The 16,708-nt window shown below is 53.9% G+C and carries 12 protein-coding genes; 7 read left to right on the forward strand and 5 right to left on the reverse strand.

The annotated features are described in order from the left end of the window. Positions 1-39: 39 nt before the first annotated feature. Positions 40-720: a phosphoadenosine phosphosulfate reductase family protein gene (locus tag Q1A69_RS08285; protein ID WP_299583893.1), complete on the forward strand. Its 681-nt coding sequence runs from the start codon at positions 40-42 to the stop codon at positions 718-720. A gap of 70 nt (positions 721-790) precedes the next feature. On the opposite strand, the gene Q1A69_RS08290 is transcribed toward Q1A69_RS08285, so the two are convergent. From Q1A69_RS08290 to dnaA, 5 genes are all read right to left on the reverse strand, one after another. Further along, positions 791-2,539, reverse strand: a complete 1,749-nt coding sequence (locus Q1A69_RS08290) for a hypothetical protein (protein ID WP_299583896.1) — start codon at positions 2,537-2,539, stop codon at positions 791-793. A gap of 483 nt (positions 2,540-3,022) precedes the next feature. Continuing rightward, complete coding sequence (gene gyrB / locus Q1A69_RS08295; RefSeq protein ID WP_299583899.1) at positions 3,023-5,443, reverse strand: DNA topoisomerase (ATP-hydrolyzing) subunit B; 2,421 nt, start codon at positions 5,441-5,443, stop codon at positions 3,023-3,025. An 18-nt stretch (positions 5,444-5,461) separates the two neighbouring features. Further along, positions 5,462-6,568, reverse strand: a complete 1,107-nt coding sequence (gene recF / locus Q1A69_RS08300; RefSeq protein WP_299583902.1) for a DNA replication/repair protein RecF — start codon at positions 6,566-6,568, stop codon at positions 5,462-5,464. Between the two features lie 126 nt (positions 6,569-6,694). Then, positions 6,695-7,801: a DNA polymerase III subunit beta gene (gene dnaN, locus Q1A69_RS08305; RefSeq protein WP_299583905.1), complete on the reverse strand. Its 1,107-nt coding sequence runs from the start codon at positions 7,799-7,801 to the stop codon at positions 6,695-6,697. A gap of 32 nt (positions 7,802-7,833) precedes the next feature. Further along, the gene (dnaA, locus tag Q1A69_RS08310; protein WP_299583908.1) at positions 7,834-9,492 is read right to left on the reverse strand and encodes a chromosomal replication initiator protein DnaA; all 1,659 of its coding nucleotides are present in this window, start codon (positions 9,490-9,492) and stop codon (positions 7,834-7,836) included. Positions 9,493-9,999: 507 nt separating this feature from the next. On the opposite strand from dnaA, the gene rpmH reads away from it, so the two are divergent. The 6 genes from rpmH to mnmG all read left to right on the forward strand — a co-directional run bounded on the left by rpmH (position 10,000) and on the right by mnmG (position 16,692). Then, on the forward strand, positions 10,000-10,134 hold the full coding sequence (gene rpmH / locus Q1A69_RS08315; RefSeq protein WP_020413885.1) for a 50S ribosomal protein L34: 135 nt from the start codon (positions 10,000-10,002) through the stop codon (positions 10,132-10,134). A gap of 26 nt (positions 10,135-10,160) precedes the next feature. Next, positions 10,161-10,547, forward strand: a complete 387-nt coding sequence (gene rnpA / locus Q1A69_RS08320) for a ribonuclease P protein component (RefSeq protein WP_299583912.1) — start codon at positions 10,161-10,163, stop codon at positions 10,545-10,547. Further along, positions 10,544-10,777 (forward strand): membrane protein insertion efficiency factor YidD, encoded by a 234-nt coding sequence (gene yidD / locus Q1A69_RS08325; protein ID WP_299583915.1) that lies wholly within the window; start codon positions 10,544-10,546, stop codon positions 10,775-10,777. The genes rnpA and yidD overlap by 4 nt, the downstream gene beginning before the upstream one ends. Positions 10,778-10,785: 8 nt before the next feature. Continuing rightward, positions 10,786-12,453 carry a membrane protein insertase YidC gene (gene yidC, locus Q1A69_RS08330; protein WP_299583918.1) on the forward strand — a complete coding sequence of 556 codons (1,668 nt, stop codon included), beginning with the start codon at positions 10,786-10,788 and terminating at the stop codon, positions 12,451-12,453. A gap of 75 nt (positions 12,454-12,528) precedes the next feature. Next, positions 12,529-13,905, forward strand: a complete 1,377-nt coding sequence (gene mnmE, locus Q1A69_RS08335) for a tRNA uridine-5-carboxymethylaminomethyl(34) synthesis GTPase MnmE (RefSeq protein ID WP_299583921.1) — start codon at positions 12,529-12,531, stop codon at positions 13,903-13,905. Between the two features lie 897 nt (positions 13,906-14,802). Continuing rightward, positions 14,803-16,692, forward strand: coding sequence for a tRNA uridine-5-carboxymethylaminomethyl(34) synthesis enzyme MnmG (gene mnmG, locus Q1A69_RS08340; RefSeq protein WP_299583924.1), 1,890 nt, complete (start codon positions 14,803-14,805; stop codon positions 16,690-16,692). Positions 16,693-16,708: the final 16 nt, after the last annotated feature.

Below are 16,708 nucleotides of genomic sequence, written 5' to 3' on the forward strand. Positions count from 1 at the left end.
GCATGCCTTCCATCCTAGTTTTCGTATGTGCAGATTTTTATGGGACACAACGCCTCCAGCAACACCCTGCAGTCTCTATCCGACCGCGTATTTCATCACGGTGCCGACTTGGCAACCCTGAATCAGGATTTCGCTGGAGCCAAACCCAGTGAGATCATGCGATTCACCACGAAAAACGCCCAAAATCCCGTTGTTTTCACCAACTTCCGCCCCCTCGCGGTGGCCTTTCTGCACCTGGTCACTCGTGCTAAGCCAGATATTCCTGTGATCTGGGTGGATCATGGCTACAACACCCCGGAAACCTACCGCCATATTGAGAATGTGGTGAAGCTGCTGGAGCTGAATCTGCGTACCTACTCGCCCAAGATGTCCGCGGCCCATTACCATGCCGTCCATGGCGGAATACCCCCCCTGGATACTCCCGAGCACGATTTTTTCTCACGTACGGTAAAGTTGGAGCCCTTCAACCGCGCCATGCAGGAATTGCAGCCGGATGTCTGGCTAAACGGCATCCGCCACGACCAGAATGCGCACCGTAAGAATTTGGATATTTTTACTCAGGGCAACCACGGCACGATCCGTGTCGCACCAATGTTCCACCTGCGAGAGATCGATGTGGAGGAGTACGTGTACGAAAACGATTTGCCCGATAACGATGTGTATTTTGACCCGACCAAGGGTGAAGAGCATCGTGAGTGTGGATTGTTACTGGAAAAATAATACCGGCGATTTTTCCAGTAACAAATAGCAATCAACTAACGGCTAGCCGTTAGTTGATTGACTCTAGGCGCTAAAGGACCTGACTCGTCTCTGCGGCGCCGACAATCACTTCCTCCTCGAGATAGAGTTCGCACCGATCTTTCACCTGGTGTTGCTCTCTTTGTGCCTCACATGCCTGCAGGGCAACCTCGTTCGCTTCGGACTGGCTGGCACTATTCTCTATATAACCCACAACGTAAGCCCCCCGATAATCCATCGCTATCGCCAGTGCTTTATTCTCCGATAGGAAACGATATTCTGACAGCAGTTGCCCCAGTCCATTTTTTGCCGCGCCCTGTTCCACCTGTGGCCGGCCTGCGGGTTGGAGTTCAACCATCATAGAGCTGAGGTGTTTCCGCGATTCAAGGCTGGTAATCTGCATCAAAAGTGGCTGAGTAACCCGGATAAACATTTCCGTATCCCGGCTTAGATACAGCTCATGGGCATACCACCAGGCAATATTGATATCCCTCGGCGCACGTAAATAGGCCTGTTCAAGTATCTTTACGTATTGAGAGCGCGGATACCCCAACACTTGCATAGTAATTGCCAGCTCGTGCCAATAGGCGGGCACATCACCCTTGGTATTGACAAGAGTCACATAGGCATCCCGAATTTTTTTAAATTTCTGGACGTCATCCATTTTTCCAGCTGCGAGTGCTTCATAGAGGAAAACCATTGCAGCCGCCTCTAAATAGCTGGTTTCATCGCGATTTTTTTCTGCTATTTCGTCAAGTATCTCTCTTGCAGAGGAATAATTTTCTTGCTTTGCTTCCGCAATTGCCAATGCCGAAAGAAGAGCGGAGCTTGAAACCGCCTTCTGTTCCGCATAGGCAATAAACTCCTTAAGCGTCTCTGCCTCCTGTCCGGTTATAGCCATAAAGTGAGCAATTTCAGCTATAGCCTTATGATTTTCGAGTGCTTGAACATTGATAGATTCACTGACCTCTTTCGAGCTGAAGAGGCCTTTATAATATTGAAAGTCGGTTTTGCGCAGTTTTTGATAGAGACTTTCAAGCTCTTCAAAGGTCATCCCCAATGCCGCTGGCAGTGCTGCTACTGGGTCCGCTCCATTGTTGTATGCACTCAGATATTTATTCAATCCCTCAAGACGTTCTGCATCAAAGATTAGCCAATGACTAAGCATCCAACCACTGGCATACAGAGCTTCGGTATCGCGAGCGTTTATTGCACCGGGAACGGCCTCTAATAGCGCCCCTAATGGCAGCACCTTAGATCGGCTTAAACTGATCGCCCTATCTACTGGTATATCACCAACTCTAAAATTATTATTTTTATCAAAGGCAACGGTGGAAAATACTTCGGCAACGCCCTCACTAAACCAATAGGGGTAATTTTGTTGGCTATGACTATGAGTCAAAAAATGTGTGTACTCATGAAATAGTGTCTGACGAGCGGGATTATCCGGTAAATATTTATTCCCCTTGAGGTTTAATAGGGCAAAGCTCCCGTGGGAAGTATTTTGAAAGCGCCCTATGGTTCTGCCTGCATTTTCGACACCACTCATACCCTCAAAACTCATCCGATCGGATAGAGCATAAATAGTGAGTTTTTGTTGGTCTGGGGAAAAATGAATATAGTTTCTCGCAAATACGCGAAATTTTTCCAGGTCCACAGCTAACTTTTGGATACGCTTTGGATTGTCATTCGTGACAATCCGAAAGTGCTCGGTTTCTACTTCGTACCAATCGGAATTAATTAATTGTTCAGAGCTGGTACAACTGGTGATAACGAAAAAAACCAGTATGAAAGTAATCATTTTGCAAGCGGGTGTAGCCACTAGATGCATTATGAGGTTTCCCTAGAGCGATTTAACGATGGCTCCCGAATTAAAATAGGTGTGAATACTGTGTAAATACAACTGCACGCTGATTTTTGTATTCTTCACTCACAGGAGATCCCGATTGTTATGTGGTCTTGAGTTTAGAAAGTGAAATCTATCGTATTTTTAACCAATCATGCCCCATTTTCCTAATTCGGGTTTTACTTGGTTTTTTATTTTCCTTTCTGACACAACGATTATTCAGAAACCTCTGAATATTAAATTTATGGCTTTAGGCGGGTGTCGAGAAGGATGAATTCATCCCAGGACTGTTGAAAAGTATGCGAATGAATCCTTCATGGGAAGGTTGCGCCCTTCAATACGATATGCGGCTCTATGGTCCGCTAAGCGGTGCAGCTTTCCCATTTCGATCTCCCTCACAGGGAAAGCTGCATTTCTAGCGAATACTCACTGTGGTGATTAAACGTCCAAGTTTTCCACCGCCAGGGCATTGGTCTCGATGAATTCCCTACGCGGTTCTACATTGTCGCCCATCAACGTGGTAAAGATCTGGTCTGCAGCGATGGCATCCTCCACGGTTACCTGCAGCATACGGCGACTCTCAGGGTCCATCGTGGTATCCCAGAGCTGTTCCGGGTTCATCTCTCCCAGCCCCTTATAACGCTGTACACCGTAACCGCGGCGGCTCTCACTCATCAACCAGTCCAGTACTTCCGGGAAACTACCCACAGGCTGCTGCTTTTCACCGCGCTGGATAAAGGCCCCCTCTTCCAAGAGATCCACCATTTTCTCCCCTAAGGCGCAAATGGAATTGTACTCTGCAGAATTGAAAAACTCGTGGTTGATCAAATAGTCGCTGCCGACACCGTGGGCGACGATATGAATATGAGGCAGGAAGAGACCGCGCTCGGTATTCTCCTGTACGGTGACTTCGTGGCGACGGGTTCCACCACTTTCCTCATCGGCCAATTTTTCCTGTAGCTGCTTACTCCAGGCGATGATTTTCTCCTGGGATTGCAGGTCTTCCTGAGAGAGACTGGGCAGATAAATCATGCTGCGCAGCACTTCTTCCGGATAGAGACGAGATAGGCGATCAATCGTGGCCAGCACACTGCGGTACTCGCCCACCAGGCTCTCCAGAGATTGCCCTGACAAACCGGGCGCCTCCGGGTTCACGAACAGTGTGGCGCCTTCCAGAGCGGCATTGGTGAGGAACTGGGTCAGAGCCGCCTCATCCTTCAAATACTGTTCCTGCTTGCCCTTGGAGATCTTGTACAGAGGCGGCTGGGCGATATAGATATGACCCCGCTCAATCAGCTCCGGCATTTGGCGGAAGAAGAAGGTGAGCAGCAGCGTACGAATATGGGCTCCGTCCACATCCGCATCGGTCATGATAATAATGCTGTGGTAGCGCAACTTATCCGGGTTGAACTCGCTTTTACCGATACCGCAACCCAGTGCGGTGATCAGAGTGCCAACCTCGGCGCTGGACAACATCTTATCGAAACGCGCTTTTTCCACATTGAGAATCTTGCCCTTCAAAGGCAGGATTGCCTGGGTGCGTCGGTCGCGCCCCTGTTTGGCAGATCCACCGGCCGAGTCACCCTCCACCAGGTAAATTTCTGACAGTGCGGGGTCCTTTTGCTGGCAGTCTGCCAGCTTGCCCGGCAGACCAGCGATGTCCAGAGCCCCTTTACGACGGGTCATCTCACGCGCCTTGCGCGCCGCCTCGCGCGCCTTGGCGGCATCGATCATCTTGATAACGACAGACTTGGCCTCCTGGGGATTTTCCAACAGGTAGTCGGCGAAGTGTTGGCCCATCTCCTGCTCAACAGCGGTTTTCACCTCGGAAGAAACCAGCTTGTCCTTGGTCTGGGAGGAGAACTTGGGGTCTGGCACCTTCACAGAAATAATCGCGGTGAGGCCTTCACGGGCATCGTCGCCAGTGGTGTTGACCTTGTCCTTCTTACCTAGCCCTTCGCGCTCGATATAGCTGTTCAGGCCGCGGGTCAGAGCGGCGCGGAAGCCGGCCAAGTGAGTGCCGCCATCGCGCTGGGGAATATTGTTGGTGTAGCAAAAAATGCTTTCCTGAAAACTGTCATTCCATTGCAGAGCCACTTCCACCGCAGTGCCATCTTCGCGCTGACTCTGGAAGTGGAGTACCTTATTGATCGCTGTCTTGTTCTGGTTAAGGAATACAACGAAGGCACTGAGACCGCCCTCGTATTCGTAAACTTCCTCTTTTCCGCTGCGCTCATCTTTCAACACGATACGCACGCCGGAATTCAAAAAGGACAACTCGCGCAGGCGCTTGGCCAATATATCGAAGTGGAACTCGATATTGTTGAAGGTTTCTGCAGAGGGCTTGAAATGTACCGTAGTGCCGGTGGTATCGCTTTCGCCCACAATCTCCAGGGGGGCCTGAGGCACACCGTGATGATAGGTCTGCTCGTGAATCTTGCCGGCACGGCGGATAGTAAGCTTCAGCTCTCTGGACAGGGCATTCACCACCGAGACGCCCACGCCGTGCAGACCGCCGGATACCTTGTAGGTATTGTCATCAAACTTACCGCCGGCGTGCAGCACAGTCATAATCACTTCTGCGGCGGATACCCCCTCCTCTGAGTGGATTTCCGTGGGAATACCGCGGCCATTATCAGAGACAGATATCGACTCATCCGGATGGATAATCACACGGATCTCATCGCAATGCCCCGCCAACGCTTCGTCGATGGAGTTATCGACCACCTCGAATACCATGTGATGCAGGCCTGTGCCATCGTCGGTATCGCCGATATACATTCCGGGGCGCTTGCGCACCGCATCCAGGCCTTTGAGTACCTTGATACTGCTAGAGTCATAGCTTTGCTGCTCTGACATTTATTCGCTCCATTCAACTTATTGTGCGGCCGATGCTTCGGCGCTGATATTCCCATGTTCCACGTGGAACACTTTCGGGCAATTCCAAGGGGCCTCGAGCTGCCGCCAGGGGCGGCTCGTGGCACCCTCCTCAATTCCGGTGACAAGCACTTGGCTGGCGCAACGGCCAACCCAGTGGGCAAATACTTGCTGGTTGTGTTCATCCAGCTCCGCCGGCAGGTCATCTACCAGAAATACCGGTTTCTCCCTGTGGCGACAAACCAATTGCGCCATAGCGGTGCGCACGGCACAGACCAACATCTTCTGCTGGCCGCGCGACAAAACATTATGTGCGGGCTCTCCCGCAACGGTAAATCGGACATCGGCCCTATGGGGGCCTGTGCGGGTATGGCCCTGGCCAAGATCTCCATCTCGGGATTCACGCAGCGCTTCGCTCAGGGTACTTTCCTTGCGCCACCCCCGCCGATAGCTCATATCTACATGATGCAGCAGACTCTGGGGTAACTCCTCCAGGAGCCCGGAAACAGCGGCGCGTAGCGCCAGGAACTGAACCCGCCGTTGAGCATCTACACGCTCACCACTTTGCACCAGCTGCTCCTCCCAGACGCCGATCACCTGCGTATCGATTTTACCACGACGCAACAAGGCATTTCGCTGCTTCAGAGCGATTTGATAGTTTTTCCACTCCTGCGCGAAAAGATGTTCCACGTGGAACACCGTCCAATCCAACAAACGCCTGCGCACGCCGGGACCACCATCCAAAGCGGCAAAGCTGTCACTATTAATCAGTTGTAGAGGTAGGCAGTTGGCGAGCTGAGAACTGGACTCCGCCGCAGCCTGATTGATACGCACCCGACCACCGCCGTCGGCCAAGCGTTCCACCCCCAGGCTATAGCCTGTATCCAACTGAGCAAAAACCGTGAGCCCGTGACTATCGTGGCGAATGACCGACTTATGTTGGCGAGAGCGAAAAGAGCGCCCAGTGGCAAGCATATGGGCCGCCTCTAAAAGAGAGGTCTTGCCGCTGCCATTGTCCCCACAAAACAGATTGACCCCGGCATCCAGGGTCAGGTCAGCCTGGGAGATATTGCGAAAATTGGAGAGTAAAAGACGGGTCAGCGCCACAGACACCTCCCCTTGATCAGCACAGAAGCCACAAAGTAAAAACTTTCAAAAAAATAAGGGACCGTATTGGTAAAATTCAACACGATCCCCACACCATAACGCAGCAAGAGTTTAAATGCCTTATCCTTATAGACGCATAGGCATAATTACATAGAGGGCATCACCCTCCTCAGGTTGCTGTAACAGGGCACTGCTATTGGCGTCCGCCAGGCTGATGCGTATTTGGTCGCTGTGAATAGCACCGGTAACGTCGAGCAGATAGGAGACATTGAAGCCGATTTCCATAGGTTCTCCTACGTAATCGACCATCATCTGCTCTTCCGCCTCTTCTTGCTCCGGGTTATTGGCCACAATCTGCAACATTCCCTCAGAGACCTGCAGACGTACTCCACGGTATTTCTCATTGGAGAGAATGGCGGCGCGAGAGAAAGCCTGACGCAGCCCCTGACGATCGGCATAGACCACATTGCCAGCACCGCGCGGCAATACACGGTCGTAGTCCGGGAATTTGCCATCCACCAGTTTGGAGGTGAAGGTGAACTGCCCGCTCATCACACGAATATGGTTGTTGCCCAGAACCACCTGAGCCGGCACATCGCTATCCTCAAGCAGCCGGCCCAGTTCCAGAACCCCTTTGCGCGGCACAATCGCTTGGATCGGCGCGGAAACATTCAGGCCCGGCGCATCGCGATCACATAGTGCCAGGCGGTGACCGTCAGTAGCCACCGCACGCAGCTGTTGTGGGCGGCATTCCAATAACAAGCCATTCAGGTAATAGCGCACATCCTGCTGGGCCATCGCAAAGCTGGTGGCCTCTATCAGGCGGCGAATCTCGCGCTGAGAGATATCGAAACGGGTCTGTGCAGTGGCCTCTTCCTGATTGGGGAAATCCGCCGCGGGCAATGTCGATAACTGAAAACGGCTGCGACCACTGCGCAATATCAGGCGCTCGCCGTCGCGCTCGAACTTTAATTCGGCACCATCGGGAAGAGAGCGGCAGATATCCAGCAATTTTCGCGCGGGGACCGTCACCTCCCCTTCCATCTCTACACCGTCCACCGGCAGGCGGCCGACAATTTCCACCTCGAGATCCGTACCGGTCAGGGACAACTCCTGACCTTGTAATTGCATCAATACATTGGCCAGGACCGGCAAGGTCTGGCGCTTTTCAACAACACCGGCTACCAGTTGCAGGGGTTTCAGCAGGGCGTCCCGGCTCACATTGAATTTCATCGGTAGTTTCGCCTTGTTTGTCAATTATTCGATTAAGTGGTCAACGACCGTGTCAGTAACTTTACGTCCTCGCGGATATCCGCGTCGGATTCCTGCAATTCGCGAATTTTGCGGCAGGCGTGCAGAACCGTCGTGTGGTCGCGTCCGCCAAAAGCGTCGCCAATTTCCGGCAGGCTGTGATTGGTCAACTCCTTGGCCAATGACATCGCCACCTGGCGCGGACGCGCCACAGAGCGACTGCGACGCTTGGACAGTAGGTCGGCCACCTTGATCTTGTAGTACTCCGCCACCACTCGCTGAATATTATCCACACTCACCAAACGATCTTGTAAGGCGAGGAGATCCTTAAGAGCCTCGCGGACCAGGACATCGTCGATAGCGCGCCCGGTAAACTGGGAATTGGCTATCACCCGGCGCAGCGCCCCCTCCAGCTCGCGAACATTGGAGCGAATGCGCTGGGCAATAAAGAAAGCCGAATCATGTGGGAGCTCCACACCAAACTGTTCCGCCTTCTTCATTAATATGGCCACACGGGTTTCCAGCTCTGGTGGCTCCACCGCCACCGTGAGCCCCCAGCCAAAGCGAGATTTTAACCGCTCCTCAAGACCATCGATCTCCTTGGGATAGCGATCGCAGGTCAAAATAATCTGCTGACCGCCTTCGAGCAGAGCGTTAAAGGTATGGAAAAACTCTTCTTGGGAGCGCTCCTTACCAGCGAAAAACTGGATGTCGTCGATCAACAAGGCATCCACAGAGCGGTAATAGCGCTTAAAGTCACTAATGGCATTGAGCTGCAAGGCCTTCACCATATCGGCAACAAATCGCTCCGAATGCAGGTAGACCACCTTGGCATTGGGGTTGCGCACCAACAGTGCATTGCCCACGGCGTGCATAAGGTGCGTCTTACCCAGGCCAACCCCACCGTAGATAAAGAGGGGGTTATAAGCCCCGCCGGGATTGTCAGAGATCTGCTGCGCAGCAGCCAAACCCAGCTGGTTTGACTTGCCTTCGACAAAGGATTTAAAGGTAAAATTTCGATTGAGGGAGCTGCCATGTTTGATGGCACCCTCGACTTCAACTTGGCGCGCGGGCTGCTCTGGGATAGAGCGCACCATATCGTTCCTAGCCGCAGGGCGGATATCCGACACCGCCTGCTCCCCCTGACTCATCGGCCTGGTGTTGATTTCTTCTTCCAGCGCCGGATGCGAATTGTTTACTGGGCGCCCGCCGTAACTACAGCCATTAAGGGGCCTTGAAGATACAGGGGTTGATTCCGCCTGCCCCATAAAGCTTTGTGAGGTGGCCGGGGAGACCACACCCGCTGGTGTAGCGGGCATCTCTGTCGACCGAGAAGAGGCCGTAGGCGCCATAGCAGCAGGTATGGATTCGGGCGCTGGCGACGAATCCATCACTGCGTGACTGCGCTGAAACCGCGCGGGGCGGCGCGCAGTGATTTCCATGCCCACCTGAAGTGGCCGCCCAGGAGAAAACTGATGCACCAGTTCACGGATACGATGAAGGAATTTACTGCCAACCCAGTCCAGCACGAAGCGATTCGGAGCAACCAGGCGCAACTCGCCCTCCGCACACACGGGATTGACACGCAGCGGCCTGATCCAGGTATTGAACTGCTGAGATGGCAATTCGTCCTGCAAACAGCTTGCACACTGCTTCCAAACGGATTCAGTCAAGAAACCCCCCAAAACCCCAAAATGGTAAGACCACGGAGACAACGGCATGACGGGGCAGAAACGCCCAGGCCGTCAAATAAGATCGGCGCAGTATACCTTTCCATCGCCGGGTTATCCACAAGAAAGGTGAGTACTGTTGAGAAAATTGCGCAAAAAGGTCCATGCAATCAGGTATTTGCACAACAATTAGACAGGTGCAAACGAAGAGGTGGCAATTTTATCCACAGGAGCCTGTGTATATCTTGGGGTCAATCGGTGGGCATCGCGAGATATTCCCGTCACCTCAAGGGGTTGTCAGAGAGGCGCTAAAGAGAACAGGCCACCCATCGGAACACAGATTGAAATTCCCCGGCCAGCGCGTTGCTTTCGCTGCTGCGTTTCTATACAATCCGCGGCCTTCGCAGCGCATAGCTCCGTCTGCCCCGGCTAGTTGCCGGACCGGAGCCCAGGCCGCGGCCGGGGAAGGTCCCGTGAAATCTTGAACACAAAGTCTCAGGTAGCAAGACAATGAAACGCACATTTCAACCCAGCAACTTGAAGCGCAAACGCACTCACGGTTTCCGCGCTCGCATGGCAACCAAAAACGGCCGTAAGATCTTGGCCCGCCGCCGCGCTAAAGGCCGCAAAGTACTGTCTGCATAATATCTCTTTTTTTAGAGATATCTCTTATGCAGCAGGCGCGCAGCAGTTTCGGATTTGCCAAGACGCTGCGCCTGCTCAATGCAGCGCAGTACCGCAAGGTTTTCAATGAAAACCTTGTGCGCGCCGCGCACCCCAATCTGCTCATCCTCGCCCGTCCCAGTGAATTGGAGCACCCGCGCCTCGGCTTGGTAATCGCCAAGAAACATGTGCGCAATGCCTCCGACCGCAATCAAATCAAGCGTATTACCCGCGAAACGTTCCGTCTGCAGCAACACCAACTGCCGCCATTAGACGTTGTGGTATTAGCGCGGCCCGGGCTTGGCGATCTGGATAAGGCCGCTCTGGCCAAGACACTGAATAAACTCTGGCGCAAACTGGCCAAGCGTGCGCAGCAGCCGCAATCCAAGCCATGAAGTGGTTACTGATCAAGCTGATACACGTATACCGCTACCTGGCCAGCCCCTGGGTAGGCAACCAATGTCGCTTCTACCCCACCTGCTCACGTTACTCCGAAGAGGCCATTGAAACTCACGGAGCGATAAAAGGGGCTTATTTAACCGCGCGCCGCCTTATAAAATGCCACCCCTGGCACCCTGGAGGAATGGACCCGGTTCCCCCCTCCAGACACAAGAACACGCTCTAGGTATTAAAATGGATTGGCAACGCTACACGCTGCTCGGTGGAATTCTCGCAGTTCTCCTTGCACTCATTTTCCAGTGGAATGCATTTCAAGAGCTGCACACTCCTGAACTAGACCGCGAAACCATCGTGCATAGCGATGTACAGAGCGGCGGCCTAATCCCGGCGGAAACCGATGATAATAGCGGTGGTGACGTGCCCCAGCTTGAATCGCAGGCACCGGCCGAGACCGATAACGATGGCACCGAGCGCAAACTGGTCAATGTCACCACCGATGTGTTCGATCTACTGATCGATCCCCGCGGCGGAGATATTGTTAAAGTAGCCCTGCGCAAGTTCGAGGAAAAACTGGATACCCCAGACCAACCTCTAATTCTGCTTAACCAAACGCGCTACCACACCTATATCGCACAGAGTGGCCTGATCGGTAAAAATGGCACCGATAACGCCGCCGGTCGCCCCCTGTTCAACGTTTCCAAAACCGAATATGCCCTGGTCGAGGGACAGGACCAACTAGTGGTGGACCTGACTCTGCAACAGCAAGGTGCCAATATCACCAAGCGCTACACCTTTAAGCGCGGCGACTACCTGGTTCAGGTAGCCTATCTGGTAGATAACACTAGCGCCAAGCCCTGGTCGGCAGCCATGTTTGGCCAGATCAAGCGCGATACCAGCGAACCCGTCACCGATACGGGTTTCGGCATGTCGCCCTTCCTCGGTGCGGCCCTGCACACCAATGAGGAAAATTACTTCAAACAGGATTTTGAAGAAATCGCTGAAAAGCCCACGCGCGAAACCATTGAGGGCGGCTGGGTGGCCATGGTGCAGCACTACTTCCTCAGCGCCTGGATCCCCCCCCAGGACGAGCGCAATACCTTCGAACTGAAAGAGCTCTCCAACGGTCTTTTCCGCATGGGCTTTACTGCCCAACCCGTGCAGATTGCCGCGGCCACGCAAGGTGAGCTCAGCGCCTCTTTCTACGCCGGCCCCAAAGATGTCTACCGCCTGGAGGAGATTTCGCCCTACCTGGATTTGACTGTGGACTACGGCTGGCTGTGGTGGATTGCCAAGCCACTGTTCCGTGTCCTGCACTTTATCCAGGAGCACATTGTCAGCAACTGGGGTTGGGCGATTATCCTGCTCACCGTCTTTATTAAGACACTGCTGCTGCCGCTATCCGCCGCGGGAACCAAGTCCATGGCGCGTATGCGCAAGTTCGCCCCGCAAATGAAAAAGTTGCAGGAGCAGTACAAGGACAACCGGCAGAAGCTGGCGGAAGAGACGATGAAGCTCTACCGCCGCGAGAAAATCAATCCGATGGGCGGCTGTCTGCCGATCCTGTTACAGATGCCGGTCTTTATCGCACTCTACTGGATGCTCACGGAAACCGTTGAGTTGCGCCACGCGCCCTGGATCTTCTGGATTCACGACCTCTCGGCAAAAGACCCCTACTTTATTCTGCCGGTGTTTATGGGGCTCTCTATGTGGTTTATGCAAAAGCTGAACCCGGCGCCCACCGATCCGACCCAGGCCCGGATCATGCAGCTGATGCCGGTGATGATGACGGTATTCTTCCTGTGGTTCCCGGCCGGCCTGGTACTTTACTGGATTGCCAATAACTTGATCACTATCGGGCAGACCTGGTATATCAACAAGCAAGTGGATGCCGGCAAGTATTGACCCGCAGAACCCACACAGCAATAAACAAGGGCCGCATCAGCGGCCCTTTTCCGTTACGTCGAGTAAACTCAGCCGATGACACAGCAAAGCCTTAACCGCGACACCATCGCCGCCGTCGCCACCGCACCTGGGCGTGGTGGTATCGGAGTAATCCGTCTATCTGGAACCAACGCCCTGGCTATAGCCCAGCAGATCTGCGGGGAAAAGCCTCTGAAACCACGCAGCGCGCATTATCGCGACTTCACCCATGCCGACCTATTGATCGACCAGGGCCTGGCGTTGTATTTCCCCGGCCCCAATTCCTTTACCGGGGAGGATGTTGTCGAGCTCCAGGGGCACGGCGGCCCGGTGATTCTGGACCAGCTTTTAAAAGCAACCATTGCACTCGGGGCCCGCCAGGCGCGTCCCGGGGAATTTTCCGAGCGTGCCTTTCTCAACGATAAACTGGACCTGACCCAGGCCGAAGCCATCGCCGACCTGATTGATGCCGGTAGCGAGCAAGCGGCCCGCAATGCCATGCGTTCACTACAAGGCGCTTTTTCGGAAAAGATCGAAGATCTTGTGGAAAACCTCATCCACCTGCGTATCTATGTGGAGGCCGCCATCGATTTTCCCGAAGAGGAAATCGACTTTCTCGCCGATGGAAAGGTTGCCGCCGATATCCAAACCCTACTGACGCAGATGAGTGCAGTGGAGGCCCAGGCCCGCCAAGGGGCCATTATGCGCGAGGGGATGCGCGTAGCCATAGCCGGGCGCCCCAACGCCGGAAAATCCAGCCTGCTCAATGCTCTCGCCGGCCATGATGCAGCTATTGTCACCGATATCGCAGGTACCACCCGGGATATTCTGCGCGAACATATTCATATCGACGGAATGCCCCTGCAGTTCGCCGATACGGCCGGTTTGCGCGATGCGCCGGACAGAGTTGAGCAGATCGGCATAGAGCGCGCCTGGGAAGAGATTCACCAAGCCGATCGTGTCCTATTAATTATGGATGCGGAACAACTGCATTCTCTCAACCCCGCCGAGGTCTGGCCGGAGTTTACCGACCAGCTGGTAAACCTCAGCAAGCTCACCCTGGTGCTCAATAAAATTGATCTGAGCGATTACAGCGCCGGCTTGCAGGCGCACACCGAGGGCGTTCCGGTAATCGCGATCAGTGCCAAGACCGGAGCTGGGCTGGAGGCACTGAAAGAACACCTGAAGCAAAGCATCGGATTTAGTGCTGCCGCTGAGGGCAATTTCAGCGCCCGCAGGCGTCATCTGGAGGCACTCGAGCGCGCTCGCGCCTTTATAGAACAAGGAGCCCAACAACTGCACGGTCATGGTGCGGGTGAGCTACTAGCCGAAGATCTGCGCCAGGCCCAGCAAGCCCTAGGGGAGATCACAGGGTCCGTAAGCGCCGATGATCTACTGGGTAAAATTTTTGGCAGCTTCTGTATCGGTAAGTAAGAACTGGGGCACTGCCAGCGCTCACAGAACTGAACGTTATACACTGTGGGGGCCTGCCCATCAGGGCCTCTGCTACCCCCTTCTCACTTCCTCGCCCTCAAAGCACAACTTCCACACGCCTTGTTCACAGGAAAGGCCCAAATCTATTCCCTACTCACAATACACGCCACTTTCATCCCCAGCTTTCACATTGAGTTCTCCACGCACATTCGACGTCTCGTAGTGCTTCAGTCAATTTATGCCACTCATTCAATGAATAAAGTTATACATTTCCACGGGGATTTCCCGTGGATAACGCTATTAGCATGTATCCCACTATTAACCCACACAGATTAGGCGGGTATATGCACAGGTTTATACAAAAAATTTGATTACCCACAGGTATCCCCCATCTAACCAGTCAAAGGACCCATATGTAGTAGTCGATAAAATCCGACTGTGGGCAAAAGAGGGGATAAGCACCCGCAAAGTAGATCAATCGTATGATGATAACTTTGCCTTACTCTCTAAGTATGCAAAGTTGTCCCAAGTTGTTACCGCCTAGTACCCCGGTTGCTCCCCCTGTCGCCAAGGGTTTATAGGCAGGGTTTTACCTGTTATAACCCTATGATTTATATAGTTTTTTTTGTTTTATACCGTTTATCGCCGCGCCTAATAAAAACAATAAATACAAATAACTCTTTATAAGAAACATATTTATTCATTAATAAAGTTATTTAAGAGCGAGAAATAAAAACTGAAATCCTGAGTGATACAAAAGCACAGAGCGACAAAGACATCGGTGGCGATTGAGAGTAAGGTTTGCTGAATGCCCTGAACGGTCCCATCAAAGTCAATTGCTGAGGTGGCCTACTGTCTATAAAATGTGCGCCCCAGTTGTAACCAGTAGCAGCCACTATGGATTTCCCTAAGACCTATGATGTGATCGTGATCGGCGGAGGCCACGCAGGCACTGAAGCCGCTCTGGCAGCCGCACGAATAGGCGCCTCCACCCTGCTGCTGACGCACAATATCGAGACGCTCGGGCAGATGTCCTGCAACCCGGCCATAGGGGGTATTGGCAAAAGCCATCTGGTCAAAGAGGTCGATGCGCTGGGCGGAGCTATGGCTCAAGCGACGGACCTCGGCGGAATACAATTTCGGATACTCAACGCCCGCAAAGGCCCCGCCGTGCGGGCCACCCGCGCTCAGGCAGACCGAGCGCTGTACCGAGCGGCAATCCGATCGATACTTGAGCGCCAGGAAAACCTGGAAATTTTTCAACAGGCCGCCGACGACCTGATTGTCGAAGGTGAGCGAGTGGTCGGCGTCGTCACCAATGCGGGGGTCCGCTTTCGCGCAAAAACCGTAGTGTTGACCGCTGGTACCTTTCTCGGTGGGCGAATTCATATCGGCCTGGATAATCACGCCGGAGGGCGTGCAGGTGACCCACCCTCCATCGCGTTGGCAGATCGCCTGCGTGAATTACCATTCCGTGTCGATCGGCTGAAGACCGGTACACCGCCACGTATCGATGCCCGCTCAGTAGATTTCCGGGAGCTGGAGGAGCAGTGGGGGGATAGCCCGACGCCGCTTATGTCCTACCTCGGCAGCCCGGCCCAGCACCCGCGCCAGGTTTGCTGTTGGATTACCCACACCAATACCCGCACTCATGAAATTATCCAGGGGGGGCTCGATCGCTCCCCTATGTACTCCGGGGTCATCGAAGGCATAGGTCCGCGTTACTGCCCTTCGATCGAAGACAAGGTGCACCGCTTTGCCGATAAAGACAGCCACCAGGTGTTTATCGAGCCCGAGGGGCTGACCACCAACGAGCTCTATCCCAACGGCATTTCTACCAGTCTGCCCTTCGATGTGCAGGTGGAGTTGGTGCACTCGATCAAAGGGTTTGAAAACGCCCATATCACTCGGCCCGGCTACGCCATCGAGTATGATTTCTTTGATCCCCGCGACCTGTTGCCTTCTCTGCAAACCAAGTTTATTCAGGGGCTCTATTTTGCCGGTCAGATCAACGGAACCACCGGCTACGAAGAGGCCGCCGCGCAGGGGCTTCTGGCTGGGGCTAATGCAGCCCTGCAGGCGCAGGAGCGCGAGGCCTGGTCACCGCGCCGCGATGAAGCCTATCTGGGCGTTCTGGTGGATGACTTGATCACCAGTGGCACCAAAGAGCCCTATCGCATGTTTACCAGCCGCGCCGAGTACCGCTTGCTGCTGCGGGAAGACAACGCCGACCTGCGTCTCACCGAGAAGGGGCGCGAATTGGGTTTGGTGGGCGATGTGCGCTGGGCCGTATTCAGTGAAAAACGCGAAGCCATAGCCCTAGAGACCCAGCGTCTGCAGGACACTTGGGTTCACCCGAAAACACCGCAGGCCGCAGCGGTGGAAGAAAAGCTTCCACAGCCATTAGCGCGGGAGTACAGCCTGATGGACCTGCTGCGCCGCCCGGAGCTCGGCTACGGTGATGTGGCGGGTCTGAAAGGCGAGCCAGTAACCGATGTGCAGGTCGCAGAACAGGTAGAAATATCGGCAAAATACGCCGGTTATATCGATCGCCAGCGCGAGGAAATCGAGCGCCTGCAGGCCTACGAGGACACCCCGATTCCGGCGGATTTCGATTACAGCGATATTTCCGGTCTCTCCAATGAGGTGAAACAGAAACTCGGCGAGACGCGTCCGGACACACTGGCGCGGGCCTCCAGAATACCTGGGGTCACGCCCGCCTCGATTTCACTGCTGTTGATCCAGCTAAAAAAGCGCGGCCTGCTCAAGCGCAAAAAAGCCGTATAAATTAGTTTTCCACAGG

Source organism: uncultured Microbulbifer sp. (genome assembly GCF_947498635.1).
Taxonomy (GTDB): Bacteria; Pseudomonadota; Gammaproteobacteria; order Pseudomonadales; family Cellvibrionaceae; genus Microbulbifer; species Microbulbifer echini.

Excerpts from the sequence above, each read along its gene's own strand:
- Q1A69_RS08285 (WP_299583893.1), top strand. The coding sequence starts at position 40 with ATGGGACACAACGCCTCCAGCAACACCCTGCAGTCTCTATCCGACCGC.
- Q1A69_RS08290 (WP_299583896.1), bottom strand. The coding sequence starts at position 2,539 with ATGATTACTTTCATACTGGTTTTTTTCGTTATCACCAGTTGTACCAGC.
- gyrB (WP_299583899.1), bottom strand. The coding sequence starts at position 5,443 with ATGTCAGAGCAGCAAAGCTATGACTCTAGCAGTATCAAGGTACTCAAA.
- dnaN (WP_299583905.1), bottom strand. The coding sequence starts at position 7,801 with ATGAAATTCAATGTGAGCCGGGACGCCCTGCTGAAACCCCTGCAACTG.
- rpmH (WP_020413885.1), top strand. The coding sequence starts at position 10,000 with ATGAAACGCACATTTCAACCCAGCAACTTGAAGCGCAAACGCACTCAC.
- rnpA (WP_299583912.1), top strand. The coding sequence starts at position 10,161 with ATGCAGCAGGCGCGCAGCAGTTTCGGATTTGCCAAGACGCTGCGCCTG.
- yidD (WP_299583915.1), top strand. The coding sequence starts at position 10,544 with ATGAAGTGGTTACTGATCAAGCTGATACACGTATACCGCTACCTGGCC.
- yidC (WP_299583918.1), top strand. The coding sequence starts at position 10,786 with ATGGATTGGCAACGCTACACGCTGCTCGGTGGAATTCTCGCAGTTCTC.
- mnmE (WP_299583921.1), top strand. The coding sequence starts at position 12,529 with ATGACACAGCAAAGCCTTAACCGCGACACCATCGCCGCCGTCGCCACC.
- mnmG (WP_299583924.1), top strand. The coding sequence starts at position 14,803 with ATGGATTTCCCTAAGACCTATGATGTGATCGTGATCGGCGGAGGCCAC.